At 64.9% G+C, this 16,286-nt stretch carries 16 protein-coding genes and 1 pseudogene; 4 read left to right on the forward strand and 13 right to left on the reverse strand.

The window, feature by feature from the left end; genetic code table 11:
* The first annotated feature begins 60 nt into the window (after positions 1 to 60).
* From FJ419_RS24665 to FJ419_RS24675, 3 genes are read left to right on the forward strand one after another with little or no spacing between them, the layout of a single operon-like run.
* Positions 61 to 1,146 carry a fatty acid desaturase family protein gene (locus FJ419_RS24665; RefSeq protein ID WP_140699437.1) on the forward strand — a complete coding sequence of 362 codons (1,086 nt, stop codon included), beginning with the start codon at positions 61 to 63 and terminating at the stop codon, positions 1,144 to 1,146.
* A 29-nt stretch (positions 1,147 to 1,175) separates the two neighbouring features.
* Entirely contained in the window at positions 1,176 to 1,490 is a 315-nt protein-coding gene (locus FJ419_RS24670) for a MocE family 2Fe-2S type ferredoxin (protein ID WP_140699262.1), read from the forward strand.
* 28 nt (positions 1,491 to 1,518) lie between these two features.
* Positions 1,519 to 2,322 (forward strand): 3-methyl-2-oxobutanoate hydroxymethyltransferase, encoded by an 804-nt coding sequence (locus tag FJ419_RS24675; RefSeq protein WP_140699266.1) that lies wholly within the window; start codon positions 1,519 to 1,521, stop codon positions 2,320 to 2,322.
* An 18-nt stretch (positions 2,323 to 2,340) separates the two neighbouring features.
* On the opposite strand, the gene hutH is transcribed toward FJ419_RS24675, so the two are convergent.
* Entirely contained in the window at positions 2,341 to 3,837 is a 1,497-nt protein-coding gene (gene hutH, locus FJ419_RS24680; RefSeq protein WP_140699270.1) for a histidine ammonia-lyase, read from the reverse strand.
* Positions 3,834 to 4,835: an ornithine cyclodeaminase family protein gene (locus FJ419_RS24685; RefSeq protein ID WP_140699273.1), complete on the reverse strand. Its 1,002-nt coding sequence runs from the start codon at positions 4,833 to 4,835 to the stop codon at positions 3,834 to 3,836. The genes hutH and FJ419_RS24685 overlap by 4 nt, the downstream gene beginning before the upstream one ends.
* Before the next feature lie 178 nt (positions 4,836 to 5,013).
* On the opposite strand from FJ419_RS24685, the pseudogene FJ419_RS31285 reads away from it, so the two are divergent.
* A pseudogene (locus FJ419_RS31285) lies at positions 5,014 to 5,121 on the forward strand (carboxymuconolactone decarboxylase family protein); the annotation flags it as partial.
* Positions 5,122 to 5,369: 248 nt separating this feature from the next.
* On the opposite strand, the gene FJ419_RS24695 reads toward FJ419_RS31285, so the two are convergent.
* The 11 genes from FJ419_RS24695 to FJ419_RS24750 form a co-directional block, all read right to left on the reverse strand.
* Positions 5,370 to 6,257 (reverse strand): amidohydrolase, encoded by an 888-nt coding sequence (locus FJ419_RS24695; protein WP_181170798.1) that lies wholly within the window; start codon positions 6,255 to 6,257, stop codon positions 5,370 to 5,372.
* Positions 6,257 to 7,393: a VWA domain-containing protein gene (locus FJ419_RS24700; protein WP_140699279.1), complete on the reverse strand. Its 1,137-nt coding sequence runs from the start codon at positions 7,391 to 7,393 to the stop codon at positions 6,257 to 6,259. Before FJ419_RS24700 ends, FJ419_RS24695 begins: the two co-directional genes overlap by 1 nt.
* Before the next feature lie 232 nt (positions 7,394 to 7,625).
* On the reverse strand, positions 7,626 to 8,507 hold the full coding sequence (locus tag FJ419_RS24710) for a MoxR family ATPase (RefSeq protein WP_140699283.1): 882 nt from the start codon (positions 8,505 to 8,507) through the stop codon (positions 7,626 to 7,628).
* Positions 8,508 to 8,514: 7 nt separating this feature from the next.
* Entirely contained in the window at positions 8,515 to 9,519 is a 1,005-nt protein-coding gene (locus FJ419_RS31475; protein ID WP_140699286.1) for a molybdopterin cofactor-binding domain-containing protein, read from the reverse strand.
* 1 nt (position 9,520) lies between these two features.
* A complete protein-coding gene (locus tag FJ419_RS31480) occupies positions 9,521 to 10,888 on the reverse strand; it encodes a xanthine dehydrogenase family protein molybdopterin-binding subunit (RefSeq protein WP_140699289.1) in 1,368 nt (455 codons plus the stop codon).
* 11 nt (positions 10,889 to 10,899) lie between these two features.
* Positions 10,900 to 11,382 carry a (2Fe-2S)-binding protein gene (locus FJ419_RS24725; RefSeq protein WP_140699292.1) on the reverse strand — a complete coding sequence of 161 codons (483 nt, stop codon included), beginning with the start codon at positions 11,380 to 11,382 and terminating at the stop codon, positions 10,900 to 10,902.
* Between the two features lie 58 nt (positions 11,383 to 11,440).
* The gene (locus tag FJ419_RS24730; protein ID WP_140699295.1) at positions 11,441 to 12,235 is read right to left on the reverse strand and encodes an FAD binding domain-containing protein; all 795 of its coding nucleotides are present in this window, start codon (positions 12,233 to 12,235) and stop codon (positions 11,441 to 11,443) included.
* A gap of 11 nt (positions 12,236 to 12,246) precedes the next feature.
* Positions 12,247 to 12,690, reverse strand: coding sequence for an SRPBCC family protein (locus tag FJ419_RS24735; RefSeq protein ID WP_140699297.1), 444 nt, complete (start codon positions 12,688 to 12,690; stop codon positions 12,247 to 12,249).
* Between the two features lie 263 nt (positions 12,691 to 12,953).
* Entirely contained in the window at positions 12,954 to 13,781 is an 828-nt protein-coding gene (locus FJ419_RS24740; protein ID WP_140630692.1) for an AraC family transcriptional regulator, read from the reverse strand.
* Between the two features lie 301 nt (positions 13,782 to 14,082).
* Positions 14,083 to 15,081 carry an ABC transporter permease gene (locus tag FJ419_RS24745; RefSeq protein ID WP_140544420.1) on the reverse strand — a complete coding sequence of 333 codons (999 nt, stop codon included), beginning with the start codon at positions 15,079 to 15,081 and terminating at the stop codon, positions 14,083 to 14,085.
* 40 nt (positions 15,082 to 15,121) lie between these two features.
* Positions 15,122 to 15,865 (reverse strand): ATP-binding cassette domain-containing protein, encoded by a 744-nt coding sequence (locus FJ419_RS24750; RefSeq protein ID WP_140544422.1) that lies wholly within the window; start codon positions 15,863 to 15,865, stop codon positions 15,122 to 15,124.
* Positions 15,866 to 16,286: the final 421 nt, after the last annotated feature.

The following is a 16,286-nucleotide window of genomic DNA, read 5'->3' on the forward strand; positions in this document are numbered from 1 at the left end:
GCCCTCCGGCCGGCGGACCGGATTGCCAGCGCTCAGTGAAGATTGGAGGCCGATGTGACGATGGCAAAGAAGCGCGACTACAGCCTTGTCGGCGAAAGCACCCGGCTTGCGATCGAGACCGGGCTCGCCTCGGCCGAGTGGTACCATACCGACGTGCCGCGCAAGACCATGAAGGAATTGATGCAGCGCTCCGATGGGCCGGCGATCCGCGACACCATCATCTGGATCGTCGCGATCCTGGGCTCGGCGGTCGGCATCGTCTGGTTCTGGGGCACGTGGTGGGTCGTGCCGTTCCTGTTCGTCTATGGCGTGCTCTACGGCTCGTCGAGCGACTCGCGCTGGCACGAATGCGGCCACGGCACCGCCTTCCGCACGCGCTGGATGAACGACGTCGTCTACCACATCGCCTCGTTCATGCTGATGCGCAACCCGGTGCAGTGGCGCTGGAGCCATGCGCGCCACCACACCGACACCATCATCGTCGGCCGCGACGCCGAGATCGCGGTGATGCGGCCGCCCGACCTCATCAAGGCGGCGCTCGCTTTCACGGGCATCCTCGACTTCCGCTATTCGTTGCCGACGCTGGTGCGCCAGGCCTTCGGCACATTGTCGGACGAGGAGAAGAGCTACATTCCTGAGATGGAGCAGCACAAGGCGGTGACCGCGGCGCGCTGGCACATGGTCGTCTATGCTGCGACGATCGCTGTCGCGATCGCGCTTGGGTCATGGATACCGCTGGTGCTGATCGGCCTGCCGCGCCTCTACGGCACCTGGCACATGGTGACGACGGGGCTGTTGCAGCACATCGGGCTCGCCGACAACGTCACCGACCACCGGCTGAACACGCGCACCGTCTACATGAACCCGATCAGCCGCTTCATCTACTGGAACATGAACTACCATGTGGAGCACCACATGTTCCCGATGGTGCCCTACCACGCGCTGCCGAAATTGCATGAATTGATCAAGCACGATTTGCCGGAGCCGAATCCGTCGATGTGGCATGCCTATCGCGAGGTCTGGCCGGTGCTGCTCAGGCAACTGAAATACGAGGACTATTATCTCAAGCGCGAATTGCCGCCGACGGCCAAGCCTTATCGCGGCGAATTCCACGATCTCGACATAACGGCCGCGGCCGCCGAATAGGCGCAGCATAGGCAAATTGGAGACGGACGATGGCGGAGTGGGTCGAAGCATGCGCGGTGGACGACGTGGACGAGGAGGATGTGATCCGCTTCGATCATGGCGGCCGCACTTTCGCCATCTACCGCTCGCCGGAGGACGCGTTCTTCGCGACCGACGGTTTTTGCACGCATGAAAAGGCCCATCTCGCCGACGGGCTGGTGATGGACGACATCATCGAATGCCCCAAGCACAATGGCCGCTTCAACTACAAGACCGGCCAGGCCAAGGGCGCGCCGGTCTGCGTCAACCTCAAGACCTATCCGGTCAAGGTCGAGGCCGGTAAGGTGATGATCGATATCGGCTGAAAGCCGCCAGACAAAACAGGATGTACCGATGAGCCGAAAGAGACCGACCGTTGCCGACTTGCGCGCCATGAAGGGCAAGCGGCAACTGACCATGCTGCGCGTGCTGACGCTGGAGGAGGCGGAAGCCGCCGAGCGGGCAGGGGTGGATATCGTCTCGGTGCCGCCGGAACTGGTGCTCAACCCGCAATATCGGGACGCCGCGCCCAGCCTCTTCACCATGCCGGGCGACAATTTCTTCGAGATCGGCACGGCCGACGATTTCGTGCGCTGGTCGTTCCGGCTCTACAAGGCCGGCGCCGACGCGGTCTATTGCAGCGCCGGCTACGCCACGATCAAACGCATGGCTGACGACGCCATCCCGGTGATAGGCCATGTCGGCCTGATCCCGTCGCGCGCGACCTGGACCGGCGGCTTCAAGGCAGTCGGCAAGACCGCGGATACCGCCATGCAGGTGTTCGAGGCCGTCAGGCAGCTCGAGGCCGCCGGCGCGATCGGCGCCGAGATCGAGGTGGTGCCGGTGGAAGTGGCGAAGGCGATCTCAGAGCGCACATCGCTGATCATGCTGTCGATGGGCGCGGGCACCGGCTGCGACGCGCAATATCTGTTCGCCGAGGATATTCTCGGCACCAATCGCGGTCACATGCCGCGCCACTCGAAAGTCTACCGCAATTTCGCCGCCGAATATGACCGGCTGCAGCAGGAGCGCATTGCGGCGTTTTCCGAATATGTCGCCGACGTCAACAGCGGCGCCTATCCGGAAGACAGGCATGTCGTGCACATGGATCCGGACGAGTTCACCCTCTTCATGAAGAAGGTGGGCGCAAAGCCCTGAACCGAGAATCGAAAAGCGTCAGCCCGTGGCCGGGGGACCTTGCCAGATTCCGCTGACGAGAGCGGCATAGAGCGCTTCGACATCGATGCCGAGCGGCCTGTCTTCCCTGAGCGTCGCAACATGCGAGCGCACGGCCGCGTGGATCGCGCCGGTGGCCGGCGCGAGCGCCATGCCCTCGCGCAAGTCGACAGCCTGCGCCGCCGCCATCAGCTCGAAGGCGATCAGCCGCCGCCATAGCACGATCATCTCGGCGCATTTGGCGATAGCGAGCGGCGTCTGCGTGGCGTGATCCTCGACACCCTCGGACACGGGCAGGAAATCGAGCATCACCGGATTGGCCTTGTGGCGGATCGCGGCCAGGATCGCCGTCACCGTCTTCTGCAGCGGCACGAAGCCGGCAGAGGCACCGCCGACCGGCGACAGATATTTCGGCAGGCCGTGGCGGGTCGAGCCGGTGAGCTGGACGAAGCGGGCGGCGGACGCTGCCGCGCATTGGGCGATCGCCAGGCCGAGCGTCTCGAAGGCAAGCGCCAGCGACGCGGTGTGAAAATTGCCGGTCGACATGACCAGCTCGTCCTCGGCAAGCACCAGCGGATTGTCGGCGGCGGCGTTGAGCTCGATCTCGACAGCCAGCCTGGCATGGTCGATCGCCTGGGTCAGCGCGCCGTGGATCGAGGGCATGCAGCGGATCGACAGCGGGTCCTGGATGGTGGTCGGCGCCGGCGCCTCATTGCGCGCCAACAGGTCGCGCAGCGCCTTCGCCGCAAGCTGCTGGCAGGCGCCCGGGCGTGCCTGATGCTGGCGCGGATCGAGGATGGTGCGGTTGGCGCCGATGCCTTCCATCGTGAGCGCGCCGGCCTGCTGCTGTTGTTCGAGCGCCGACAGCGCATCGGTCAGCGCCAGCGCCGCGGTCCCGACGGAAACCGCTGAAGCGTTGATCAGCGATAGACCGTCCTTCGGTGAGAGAATGACGGGTGCAAGGCGCGCCATCATCAGCGCCTTGGCGGCAGGCATGCGGCGGCCCTGATATTCGGCTTCGCCATCGCCGATCAGCACGCGGGCGACCGCCGTCATCAGCAGAAGGTCGCCGGCGCCGATCGAACCCAGCGACGGCATCACCGGATGCACGCCGGCATTGAGCGCTTCGACCAGCGCGGTGAACACGCGCGGCGACAGGCCCGAGCCGCCGGAAGCGAGCATCGCAACGCGGGCGAACATTGCCGCCCGCACCACCGGCACCGGTAGGGCTTCGCCGACGGCGGCGCTACGGCCCTCGATCAACTGGCGCTGGAAGGCGCCGGCGTCGCCTTCGACAGCCGTGACGAGATTGGCGCCGAGCCCGGTGTTCAGCCCGTAAATCTGCTGGCCGCCGGCCGCGGCTGCATCGAGAACCTGGCGAGCCTTGTCGAGCTTTTCGAGGACTGCCGGCGTGACCTCGACCTTGCAGGCGTTGCGCGCGGCGGCAACCACATCCTCGATGCTGACCCCGGCGCCGGTGAGAACGAGCGGGCTCATGCGAAGCGCAGCCTCTGGCCGACGCCGTTTTCGCCGGCCTTGGCGAGCATCGCCTTGCCGAGCGCGATGTCGGAGAGCGAGAGGCCGCGATGCCAGAACAGGATGGTCTCGCCATCGCTTTGCCGGCCGGGTTTGAGGCCGGCGGCGATCTGGCCGAGCTCGGCGTGCAGCGTCGCCTCGCTCAGCCGTCCCGTCTCGACATGGGCGCGCAGCGAGCCGAACTTGCCGCCCTTGCACTGGCCCCAGTCGTCGACGACGATCTTCTGCATGATGTCGGTCAATGACAGCTCAACCGCGCTCATCGTGCCATAGGGCACGACCAGCGCGCCGCGCTTGATCCATTCGGTCTTGAGCAGCGGCTGCGGTTCCGGCAACCGCGAGGCTTCGACGACGATGTCGGCGCCTTCGACGCAGCTTTTCCAGTCGGCCACGGCCATGACCGGTTTGCCGAGGTCGGCCGCCAGCCTCGCGACAAAGCTATCGCGGCTTTCCGGACGGCGCGAATGGACGCGGATCTCGTCGAAATCGAAGAGGTGGTCGAGCAGGCGCACGTTCCAATAGGCGGTGCCGCGCGCGCCGATATGGCCGAGCACCTTGGACGACTTCTTCGCCAGATGCTTGGCGCCGATGGCGGTGACCGCGCCGGTGCGCATGTCGGTGATGACGGTGGCATCGAGGATGGCGCGTGGCGCGCCGGTGCGCGGATCGAAAAGGTTGAGGATGCCGAATTCCGACGACAAGCCATGCCTGTAGTTGTCGACATAGTCTCCGACGATCTTCACGCCGGCTGTGTCGAGCGGCGCCACATAGCCGCGCAGCACGTTGAAGTGGCCGTTAAAGGAGGGATCCGGCTCGAGATGGACCCGCGGCTCGATAACGGTCTGGCCGTTGCCCTGCGCGACGAGTCCGGCTTCGACGGCGCCGATGATCTCGGCGTCGGCCATGGCAAGCGCTTCGATGTCGAGAGCATTGAGGTAGTCGATGTAAATCGGCTTCATGCGTTTTCCTCGGCCACCCGCGGGCTCATCCATAACAGGCGAGACGGCGACACGGAAGTTTGTTGGATAAGCTCTGGACTGGGCCGGCGCCACGGCGATGTTTGCATGCTCCTGCCGGCCAATGCCGGCGCCGAGGCATCGGGTCTGCGCGCGTCGCTTCGCTCCTTGCTCCGCCCTGGACGCGCAACATGGCGAGCTGGTGTCGATCATCGGGCTTGCGGGACAGACGAGCCATCTGGTGACGGCTTTGCAGATACCGCTCGACCCACAGGTCGAGGTGAGGTGAGGCGCAGGCTTCCCCTTCTCCCCTGTGGGAGAAGGTGGCCGAGCGAAGCTCGGACGGATGAGGCGTGTTCCAGGGAAAGCCAACGTCTCACTCCGCTGGAGCACCCCTCATCCGTCTCGGCGCTGCGCGCCGATCCACCCCCGGCCCTTCGCAGGCTCAGGGCGTTCGAAGCTCGAAAAGCCAAGCAATTGGCTTCTCGTCCGCTGCGCGGACCGCTTCTCACCCCACAAGGGGAGAAGGGAAGACCTCTACACTGGCCGATAAACCCTCTCCGCCGTATTCCAGAAGATGTCCGCCTCCGCCTTGGCGCCGTGCCTTGCAACCGCTGCACGGTGCGCCTTGATCAGCTCGGCATGGCTGGTCCAGAGCTTCTCGATCGGAAAGTTCGAGCCGAACATCAGCCGGTCGCTGCCGAGAATCTCGATCGCGTTGTCGACGATGTAGCCGATGAGGCCCAGATCGTTGCGGTGGACGAAGGTGCCGAGCCCCGACAGCTTGGCGTAGAAATTGGGTGCTGCCGAAAGCGTGCGAAGACCCGCCTTCCATGCTTCGGTGGTTTCCGGCTCCATGCCGGTCAGCATGCCGGCATGGGTGAGGATGAAATTCGTCTGAGGGTTTTCGCCGACCAGTGTCAGCCCGTCCTTCATCTGCGCGGGAAAGAGCTGCAGGTCGAAGGAGAGGCCGTAATCCTTCAAACGCGCCACGTTCTTCCGCACTTTCGGATCGATCACCTGGTCGGCCGAGGCGGCGAAACGGAAAGCGGGCGTCTCATGCCAGTGGAGCTGCATGCGCACGCCGCGCAGCAGCGGATACTTTTTCAATCGGTCGATCTGCGGGCGGACATCGTCGACCGTCATGTCGGCGTAGCCGACGATGGCATGCGGCCAGCCGGTTTCGTCGGCGGTCTCCTGCAGGAAGGCGACTTCCTTCTCGAAATCCTCCTTGGCCCAGTTGGTCTGGACATAGACGGCCTTCTCGACGCCCGAGCCTTTCTGGTCCTCGAGGAACTCCGTGATCGGATAGTCGCGGCGGATCGGCTCGTAGGGGCCGAAGATGCGCGGCACCAACGGCCCGACCAGCCAGGGCTGATCCTTCTGGCGCCAGATGTGGAAATGCGCGTCGATGGCTTTCTGCATCACGATATCCTTTTCCAAATGGAAGCGGCCGCAGGCGCAGGACGGGCGAGCGACAGGATGAAATCGGTCAGGCTCTTGATCGCCGAGCCGTCGACCAGATCGTCGAGCGCCGGCAGGATGGCGCGGAGCGCCGCAGTTTCCGGGCGAAAGCGCGGATCGCCGGCGAGCGGGCTCGCCAGCGACAGCCGGAAGGCGCGGGCGCTGAACCGCCGCATCGCGATCTCCAGCTCGGCATGGCTGCCGCGTTCCAGGCCATCGGACAGGATGACGACGCAGGCGCCGCGCGCGAAGGCGGAGAAGCGCGGCACCGACAGGAAGGCCAGCAAGGTCGGGCCCATGCGCGTGCCGCCGTCCCAATCGTCGACGAGCGCCGCGGCGCGGGCCAGCGCCTGTCCGCGGTCGCGGATGCGAAGCGCCGAGGTGATGCGGGTGAGCCGCGTGCCGAAGGTGAAGACTTCGGCGCGGTCGGCGCCTTGCACCGCTGCGTGAGCCAGCTTGAGATAGTCGGCGGTGTACAGCTTCATCGAGCCGGAGACATCGATGAGCAGAAGCAGTTTTCGCGATACGGCCTGCCGGCGGCGCAGCAGCGGCGAGGGGATGTCGCCATCGGCGCTGACGATTTCGCTCAGGGAGCGCCTGAGGTCGAGCGTGCCGCGCGAGCGGGTGCGCGCGGTGCGGAAGGAGCGGCGCGCTGGCAGGGCGGAGGCGAGCTTGCGGCGGAACTGGCCGAGACCATCGGGATCGCGCTGGAAATCCCGGCTGCTCAGCTGCTCGAGCGCCGAGGACAACTCGCCGCCTTTCTCCTGGCGGGCGACCTGGTTCTCTTCCTCGCGCGTGCCGCGATCGTCCTTGAACCGGGTTTGGTCGTCCTCCTCGCCTTGGATCGAAGGTTTGGCATCGCCGTAGAAATGGGCGCGGAAATGGGCCTCGAATTCATTGCGGCGATCGGGCGAGGGCGCCAGCGTTGCAAGCGCTGCTTCGCGGATGTCGTTCATCGAGCGCGGCCCGAGCAGGGTTACCGCTTGCATGAAGCTGGTGATCTGTTGCGGCGCGATGGGGAAGGCGTGACGGCGCAGCAGGCGGGCGAAGCCGAGAAAAGGCGCGGCGGCACGAGGCAAGCTTTCCCCACGCATCATTCCTTCGCGCCCCCCTCTGTCCTGCCGGACATCTCCCCCACAAGGGGGGAGATTGGCAGCGTTGGCGCGCCGCTCAATTCTGCCAGGCTGAAGATTGGCGAAAGCCGGCGCGACATCTGATCTCCCCCCTTGTGGGGGAGATGTCCGGCAGGACAGAGGGGGGCGCTGTCCCGCCAGCGCTGCGAGATAGGCGAGCGATATCTATCTGCCTTCGGCCTGGTGAAACTATGCGTCACCCTAGCGCCTCCTCGACGATGCGGCCAAGTTCGGGCGCGATCGAAGAAAGATCCTCCTCGTCCTTGATCAGCACGCCGATGGCGCGGCGGAAGGCTTGCGGCCACGGGCTGCCGCCTTTTTCGAGGATGGTCGCGGCATTCGCCCATTCGACCGCTTCGGCGATGCCCGGCGGCTTGGCCAGGGGCCGCGCGCGGATCTCTTGCACGGCATTCGCCACCGCTTTTGCCGTCGCCTCGGCGACGTTGCCCGAGCGCAGCATGATGATCTCGGCCTCGCGCTGGGCGTCGGGATAGCCGATCCAGTGATAGACGCAGCGGCGGCGCAACGCCTCGGCCAGCTCGCGCGTACGGTTCGACGTGAGGATGACGATCGGCTGCGTGGCGGCACGGATCGTGCCGCGTTCCGGGATGCTGATCTGGAAGTCGGAGAGGAATTCGAGCAGCAGCGCCTCGAACTCGTGATCCGAGCGATCGATCTCGTCGACCAGGAGCACACGTTGCTCCGGCGCGCGCAACACCTGCAGCAGCGGCCGGGCGATCAGAAAACGGTCGTCATAGATGTCGATCTCATGCTCGCCGGCATGGCGGATGGCGAGCAGCTGGCGCTGGTAGTTCCACTCGTAAAGCGCATGCCCGGCATCGATGCCTTCATAGCATTGCAGTCGCACCAGCTCACGGCCGAGCAGGTCGGCCACCGCCTTGACGGCCTCGGTCTTGCCGACGCCCGGCGCACCTTCGAGCAGCAGCGGCTTGCCGAGGCGGATCGCGAGGAAGATCGCGGTGGCAAGGCTGTCGTCAGCCAGATAGCGCAAAGCGGCAAGGCGCGTGGCTATCGCTTCCGGCGAAACCGCGACCGCAACGGCGTCGGCGCTGGTCATCTTCCCCTTAGCCCGCGGCCTGCGCCTTCAGCGCGCGCAGGATGCGCTCGGGCGTGATCGGCAAGGTGTCGATGCGCACGCCGACCGCGTCGAAGACGGCATTGGCGACGGCCGGAATCTGCGGGTTGGCGCACATCTCGCCCGGTCCCTTGGCGCCGAACGGCCCATCGGCAGAGGGACGTTCCAGCACGATGATCTCAGTCTCGGCCAGATCGCCGGGGCCCGGCATCAGATACTGGTTGAAGTCGGTGCCGCCATGGTCGCGGTTCGGGTAATAAGGTTCGGTCGTCTCGTAGAGCGCATGGCTGATGCCCATCCACGAGCCGCCGACCAATTGCTGCTCGACCATCTTCGGGTTGAGTGCGCGGCCGATCTCGAAGACGTTCTTCACGGTAAGCACCGTCACCTCGCCGGTCTCGTCGTCGACCTCGACCTCGGCCACCGTGCAGGCATGGGCGTAGCAGGTGGAGGGTTTCATCGCGCCGGTCTCCTTCTCCGGGTAGGAGCGCGGGATGAGGAACATGCCGCGCCCCGAGATCGAGCGGCCGCGCTTGAAATGAGCCGACAGCGCCACGTCGAAGATCGAGATCGATTTCTGCGGCGCGCCCTTCACCTGGATGTTGCCCTGACCGTCGGTCTCAAGGTCGGAGGCGTTCACCTCCAGCTCCTCGGCGGCCACCTCCAGCATCACCTGGCGGGCTTCCTTGGCCGCCTGGATGACGGCATTGCCGGCGCGGTGCGTGCCGCGCGAGGCGAAGGTGCCCATGCAGTGCGGGCCGGTGTCGGTGTCGGCGGTGTCGATGACGACGCGGTCGGTCGGCACGCCGATCGTCTCGGCGCAGATCTGCGCCATGATCTGCTTCATGCCTTGGCCCAGGTCGACGCTGGACAACGTCACCATGAAATTGCCGGTCGGCGTCGAGTGGACCAGCGCCTGCGTCGGATCGCCGCCGAGATTCATGCCGGTCGGATAGTTGATCGCGGCGATGCCGCGTCCACGCCGGATCGCCATCTCAGGCTTCCTTCCTGTAGGAGGACATCGCCATATACTTTTCCGCCACCGGCCAGTTGGCGACGCGCGAGGCTTCCTGCATGCATTCGATCAGCGCCGCACCCTCCGTCGGCTGGCGATGCGCCTTCATGTCGCCGTCGCGATAGGCGTTGACGAAGCGAAATTCGAGCGGGTCCATGCCGATCAGCCGCGCCAGCTTGTCCATCTGCACCTCGAGCGCGAAGTCGCCGATGGTGACGCCGAAGCCGCGCATGGCCGACGAAGGGGTACGGTTGGTGTAGACGCAATAGGTGTCGATCCAGACGTTCGGGATCGTGTAGGGACCGGGATAGTGAGCGGCGCCCTTCTGCGCGCCATAGGGCGAGTGGCGCGAATAGGCGCCGGCGTCGGTGTAGCCGGTCACCTTGCGCGCGACGATGCGGCCGTCCTCCATCACGCCGTCCTTGATGATCACCTTCTCGGCCGCGCGCGGCGAGGAGATCTGCATCTCCTCCTCCCGGCTGTAGATAAAACAGACCGGGCGTCCGGTTAGCTTGGCCGCGAGGATAGCGATCGGCTCGACGATGACGTCGACCTTGCCACCAAAACCGCCGCCGACTGTGCCGCCGACGAAATGCAGTTTCGAGCCCGGCATCTGCAGGATGATCGAGGTGTTGTCGAGCGTGAAGAACATCGCCTGCGTGTTGGTGTAGCAGGTGAAGCGGTCATTGCCTTCCGGCGCCACCACGCAGCCCGTGGTTTCGGTCGGCGCGTGCTCGATCGGCGAGGACTGGTAGGACTGTTCGAGGATGTGGTCGGCCTGGGCAAGGCCTGCCTCGACATCGCCGAAGCGCACCTTGCGGCACTCGCCGCTGTCATAGAGATAGTAATTCTGGCCGTGATATTCGTTGACCAAAGGCGCGCCGGGCTTCAGCGCCTCCTCCATGTCGAAGACCGCCGGCAGCACCTCGTAGTCGACCTTGACCTTGGCGGCGGCTTCCTGCGCGGCGCGCTCGGTCTCGGCCAATACCGCCACCACGGCCTCGCCCTTCCAGCGCACCTTGCCGTCGGCGAGCACGGTTTCGTCCTCGGGGCCGATCTGGATCAGGATCAGGATGGTGTAGACATTGTGCGGCACATCCTTGGCGGTCAGCACGCGCACCACGCCCGGATGATTCTCCGCTTCGGACGTGTCGATCGAGCGGATGCGGGCATGGTGGTGCGGGCTGCGCACCATCTTCAGATGCAGCATGCCCGGGAAGTTTCGGTCGGCGAAATAAGCGGTCTTGCCGGTGACGTGTCCCGGCGAGTCGAGCCGCGGGCGACCCTGGCCGATCTCATGCAGGCCGTCCTTGCGGACATCGGCGAAATAATCCTTGCGCAACTCCATGGCTCGTTCCCTCAAGCGGCGTTCTGCGAGTTGGCGCGCGCCGCAAGCAGCACCGCCTGGATGATCGGCTCGTAGCCGGTGCAGCGACAGATGTTGCCGGACAGCGCCTCGACCACGTCTTCCCGGGTCGGATTCGGCGTGCGGTCGAGCAGCACTTTCGCGGCCATGATCATGCCCGGCGTGCAGAAGCCGCATTGCGTGGCGAAGGCATCGAGGAAGGCGCGCTGCAGCGGATGCAGGACGCCGCCTTCGGCGAGGCCGGCCGTCGTTTTAATGTCGGCGCCGCCGCAGGTCTCGGCCAGCGTCAGGCAGGAGAGCCTGAGTTCGCCGTCGATGATGACCGAGCAGGCGCCGCAGGTGCCTTGGTGGCAACCGCCCTTGGGCGAGGTGTCGCCGATCTTTTCGCGCAGCGCGTGGAGCAGCGTCGTGCCGCTTTCGACGAACTCGGCTTTTTCGGAACCGTTGAGTGTGAATTGGACAGGTACTTTTGCCATTTTTCCTCCCTGCGCGCCTGCCCGGATCGGCCGGGCAGACGCGCGTCCCCCACGGATATTAGTCAAGCAGCAGCCGGCCGAGATGGACCGGCAGGACCTCGGCGCGATACCAGGCGCTGGCGATCGGGTCGGTGATCGGCGCGATGCCTTCGCTCGCGGCCACCAGCGCCGGCGCGATTTCCTGCGGCGTGAGCTTGCAGCCGAGCAGCGCCTTTTCGGCCGCTAAAGCGCGCATTGGACGATCGGCCATGCAGCCCAGCGCGATGCGCGCCGAGGTCACCGTGCCGTCCGTCGCGAGCTCCAGACGTGCGGCGATGCTCAGCACCGACACACCTTTCGGCTTGACGCGCGATACTTTCAGGAAGCGGAAGCTCTCGGCTTTGGGCAATGAAAAGCCGACAGCCGAGACGATGGCGCGGCTGGTGCCGCGATCGGCCAAAAAAGTCTCGACCGGCAGTTCGCCGTCTTCGGTGACGACGGTCGCGTCCAGCGCCAGCAGCGCCACGGCGAAATCGCCGTAAGGGGCAGGGGCGAACAGATTGCCGCCGACCGTCGCCATGTTGCGGATCGCCGGCCCGCCGACGGCGCGCGCGGCCGGCGCGAGCGCGGCAAGCTCGGGATGGCGGGCAATCGCGGCCATGGTGACCGAAGCGCCGAGCCGGACCTTGCCGCCGGAAACCGCGATCTGCGAGAGGCCGGGATCATTGACGCGGATCAGGCTGGAGACGGAAACGTCGCCTTCATTGGCCGTGCGCACCACCAGCGTGCCCCCGCCAAGATAACGCGTGCCGGCTGCCTGCAAGGCGGCATTGGCGTCTTTCACGCTCGAAAAAGCCTGCAGCGTAAGCGACATGGCACGCTCCGTCAGTTCTTGCCGGCGAAATGGGCCTTCAGGGCATTGAAGCCGCCCTGGAAGACATTGGCGCCCATGCCCTCGGCCAGCTTGTCGGCCTCTTCGGGCGCGGCGTCGAAGCTCGCTGTCCATTCGGCATAGGTGCGGTTGCCGTCGGTGACGCGCCGCAACTGCAGCATCGCCTTATGGTTGGTGAGCGGCTGCGGCGTCTCGAGGATCGAATAGCTGACCAGGAAGTTCTCATCCGAGAAGTCGAGCAGCTTCTCGCGCAGCCGCGCGCCGCTGACCAGTTGGAAGTTGCGCACGCAGCCGATCGTCGTGGCGTCCTTGCCGTCCTCGATATGGCTTTCCACCATGCGCGGATGCCAACTGGGCAAACCGTTGAAGTCGCGGATGCGTGCCCAGACCTGCTCGACCGGCGCGTCGATGACGCTGGAGATGGTGACTTTCGCCATAGACTGTCCTCTTGGAGATCGGGAGCAGACTAGGGCGGCCGGTGGGCCGGCGCTTATCAATGCGTCTTGAACGCCTATCAACCAGTCGGAAAAACCGGCGCGTCGAGATTCAGGTGATGCCGGCCTGCAAATGGCGGCTTCCTGCGCTTCCGGTGCTCACGTACCTGAAGGCGTATCAACCAGTCGGAAAAACAGGCGCGTCGAGTCGTTGTTTAATGCCTGTCGTTGTCCCAGAACCGCTGCACACTTCTGGGCGACAGGCCTTAGGCCGTCGCCCGCGCGGCTTCACGGTAGAGCGTCGGCGGCACGCCGACATGGTCTCGGAAGAAGCGCGAGAAATTGCCCTGGGTGGTGAAGCCGAGGTTGCAGGCGACGGAGATCAGCGGTTCCTGCGACCACTGCAGCTGGCGCACGGCTTCCTCCATGCGCAGCGTGTTCCAGTAGACGTTCGGCGTCAGGTTGGTCTGTTCCTTGAAGAGCGCGAAAAAGTGCGGCCTAGACAGGCCAACCGAACGGGCGACGTCGTCGAAGGAGATGCGCTCGCAGACATTGGCCTTCATCAGCTGGATCGCCTTGCGGACGCGGAAATCGAGCATCGTGTTGATGCGCGCGCGGGCTATCTGTGGGGCGGATGTATCGGCCGCGTCGAGAACGCTGTCGATGAAACGCTCGATCTCGTAATTGGCGACGTCGTCGATGCTTTCATTGTCGGTGAGGTGATCGAGCAGGTTCGCCGCCGCTTGGTGCAGCCAGGGCTCCAGCGTGATCGCGGCTTGCGTGAACAGCGGCGCGGAGGAGGGCAGGTCGCGGCGCCGGCGCGCCCAATCCGGGTCGATATAGAAGGCGAGGAACAGGCCGGGCTTGCCGTCGTGGGAAAGGGCGTGGCTGTGCGGCTGGAACGAATTGATGCCGGCCGCGGTGCCAGGCCCAAGCCGCACTGTTTCGCGGCCGATGGTCATTTCGCCTGCCGTGCCTTCCAGCCAGATGATGAGATGCGCCTCGCCATGGGCATGGGTGACAAAGTCATTGGCGACATTGAGCACGGAAACATGTCCGAACCGGCCCCAGTAGAGCCTGATCGCGTCCGTCATGGGTATCGTTCCTCCCGCAGGCGACTGGCCTCCCTTCGCCTGCCGGGGGATTGTGCGGCTGGGGTGAGGCTGCGTCAAGGCAGACAGGAATGGTGGCCATCTCGCATCGCCCGGCCGGGGCGGATTTTCAGACTGGGCGATAGGCGCGTTCCCTTCTCCTCTTGTGGGAGAAGGTATCGCCGAAGGCGACGGATGAGGGGTGCTCCAGGGAAAACCAGCGTCTCACTCCGCTGGAACACCCCTCATCCGTCTCGGCGCTATCGCGCCGATCCACCTTCTCCCACAGGGGGAGAAGGGGAAGCTAGTCACTACGCCTGAAATTTCGGATGCGGTCGAACAGCACCGCCAGGATGATCGCGCCGCCGATGAAAGTGCCTTGCCAGAAGGCGTTGATGCCGAGCAGGCCGAGGCTGTTGCGGATCACCTCGATCAGCGCCGCGCCGACGATGGCGCCGAGCGCGGTGCCGACGCCGCCGGCCAGATTGGCGCCGCCGATGACGGTGGCGGCAATCACCTGGAGCTCCATGCCGTTGCCGAGATTGGTGGTGACGGCGCCCAGCCATCCGGTCTGGATGATGCCGGCAAGCCCTGCCGACAGCGCCGAGATCATATAGACGACGACCTTGATCTGCTTGACGGGAACACCGGTCAGCGTCGCCGCATGCTCATTGCCGCCGATGGCGAAGATGTGCCGGCCGAACTTGGTCCAGCGCAGGATGAAGCCGGTGATCGCCGCCAGGAGGATCATGTAGAGCACCGGATTGGCGATGCCGAAAAGCCAGGCACCGCCGCCCAGGGCCAGAAGCTTCTGGTGGTCCGGCCCGAACTGGAAGACCACGGTGTTGTTCGAGGCGACCATGGCAAGGCTGCGCGCCACCGACAGCATGCCGAGCGTGACCACGAAAGGCGGGAAGCCGAGATAGGCGATGAGCAGGCCGTTGAAGGCGCCGATCGCAAGCGCGGTGGCGATCGAGGCCAGGATGCCCACCTCGATCGAATAGCCGGCATGCATGGTGACGGCGAGCACCATCGAGGAAAGGCAAAGCACCGAGCCGACCGAAAGGTCGATGCCGCCGGTGATGATGACGAAGGTCATGCCGAGCGCGACGATGGCGACGAAGGTGATATTGCGCGTGATGTTGAAGATGTTCTTCGACGTGGCGAAGGAATCGGTGGCGACGGACAGGAACAGGCAGGCGAGGATGACCGCGATCACCACCCAGAAAGTCTGGTTGGCAAAGAGCCGCGACAGGAAGGTGTGCTGCTTCTGCGCGATCGTCTGGTCAAGTGTGACTGCCATTATCGACCTTTCCTGAGGCGTGGACGCCCGATCCACGCGACTACGCAACCTGTTCGATGGCGCCGGTGATCAGCCCGGTGACTTCCTCGGGCGAGCTCGAGGCGATTTTCTTGTCGGCCACCTTGCGGCCGCGCCGCATGACGATAACACGGTCGGCGACGTCGAACACGTCGGGCATGCGGTGGCTGATCAGCACCACGGCGATGCCCTGGTCGCGCAGGTGGCGGATGAGATTGAGCACTTCGGCGACCTGCCTGACCGAAATCGCCGCCGTCGGCTCATCCATCAGCACGATCTTGGCCTGCGACAGCATGGTGCGGGCAATCGCCACCGCCTGGCGCTGGCCGCCCGACATCTGCTTGACGAGGTCGCGCGGCCGCGTCTCGGATTTCAACTCGGCAAAGAGCTGGCCGGCGCGCTTGTACATCGCGCCATAGTCGAGAATGCGCAGCGGACCGAAGCCGCGGCGCAGCTCGCGGCCGAGATAGACGTTGGCCGCGGCGGTCAGGTTGTTGCAGAGCGCGAGGTCCTGGTGGACAATCTCGATGCCGTGCTGGCGCGCATCCGCGGGCTTGTGCAGGACAAGGTCCTTGCCGTCCAGCCGCATGGTGCCGTGGCTCGGGTGGAAATTGCCAGCGATCATCTTCACCAGCGTCGACTTGCCAGCGCCGTTATCGCCCATCAGGCCGACGACTTCGCCGGCTTCCAGCGAAAACGACACATCGTTGACCGCCTGGATGGCGCCGAAATGCTTCGAGATGTTGGCGAGTTCCAGAACCGACACCAGCCTTAAGCCTCCCCTTATTGGCGCAACTGGCCACCGAACCCGGCGCCGCTTGCGTCCTTGTCCCGTCCATCTCCTCCGGAACGGTGCATCCACGCATTTAGGCAAAAGCGGACGGGGCGTCAATCAATTGTCTGACGATTAATTTCGAGACTCGACGAAAAATCGGTTTTGTAGGACAAATAGCAATTGACGCTGGCGAAAAGCCGATATTAGCTAAGCCTCGGAACAAGACTTCGCCAATCGTCCGTCTATACGGCGGAGGCAGGCAGATGGTTTGAGGGTAAAGGATTCGGCTGCATCGATATTCGGGCGGACGGATCGGCAAATGCTTATCAGCCCGGCGCGGGGCGCGAACATCATGAGATGCTCGTCGTGGTTCTTGTGTATCCGGGTTGATCAGTGTGGCGGGCACGCGGTG

The organism is Mesorhizobium sp. B2-6-2 (assembly GCF_006440615.1).
In the GTDB taxonomy this organism is placed as follows: Bacteria; Pseudomonadota; Alphaproteobacteria; order Rhizobiales; family Rhizobiaceae; genus Mesorhizobium.

Bases quoted from the DNA above. Each gene is read 5' to 3' on its own strand.
- FJ419_RS24725 (WP_140699292.1), bottom strand. From the start codon at position 11,382: ATGGCAAAAGTACCTGTCCAATTCACACTCAACGGTTCCGAAAAAGCC.
- FJ419_RS24710 (WP_140699283.1), bottom strand. From the start codon at position 8,507: ATGACCAGCGCCGACGCCGTTGCGGTCGCGGTTTCGCCGGAAGCGATA.
- FJ419_RS24685 (WP_140699273.1), bottom strand. From the start codon at position 4,835: ATGAAGCCGATTTACATCGACTACCTCAATGCTCTCGACATCGAAGCG.
- FJ419_RS24695 (WP_181170798.1), bottom strand. From the start codon at position 6,257: ATGCAGAAAGCCATCGACGCGCATTTCCACATCTGGCGCCAGAAGGAT.
- FJ419_RS24700 (WP_140699279.1), bottom strand. From the start codon at position 7,393: ATGATGCGTGGGGAAAGCTTGCCTCGTGCCGCCGCGCCTTTTCTCGGC.
- FJ419_RS31475 (WP_140699286.1), bottom strand. From the start codon at position 9,519: ATGGCGATCCGGCGTGGACGCGGCATCGCCGCGATCAACTATCCGACC.
- FJ419_RS24730 (WP_140699295.1), bottom strand. From the start codon at position 12,235: ATGTCGCTTACGCTGCAGGCTTTTTCGAGCGTGAAAGACGCCAATGCC.
- FJ419_RS24735 (WP_140699297.1), bottom strand. From the start codon at position 12,690: ATGGCGAAAGTCACCATCTCCAGCGTCATCGACGCGCCGGTCGAGCAG.
- FJ419_RS31480 (WP_140699289.1), bottom strand. From the start codon at position 10,888: ATGGAGTTGCGCAAGGATTATTTCGCCGATGTCCGCAAGGACGGCCTG.
- FJ419_RS24665 (WP_140699437.1), top strand. From the start codon at position 61: ATGGCAAAGAAGCGCGACTACAGCCTTGTCGGCGAAAGCACCCGGCTT.
- FJ419_RS24670 (WP_140699262.1), top strand. From the start codon at position 1,176: ATGGCGGAGTGGGTCGAAGCATGCGCGGTGGACGACGTGGACGAGGAG.
- FJ419_RS24740 (WP_140630692.1), bottom strand. From the start codon at position 13,781: ATGACGGACGCGATCAGGCTCTACTGGGGCCGGTTCGGACATGTTTCC.
- FJ419_RS24675 (WP_140699266.1), top strand. From the start codon at position 1,519: ATGAGCCGAAAGAGACCGACCGTTGCCGACTTGCGCGCCATGAAGGGC.
- FJ419_RS24745 (WP_140544420.1), bottom strand. From the start codon at position 15,081: ATGGCAGTCACACTTGACCAGACGATCGCGCAGAAGCAGCACACCTTC.
- hutH (WP_140699270.1), bottom strand. From the start codon at position 3,837: ATGAGCCCGCTCGTTCTCACCGGCGCCGGGGTCAGCATCGAGGATGTG.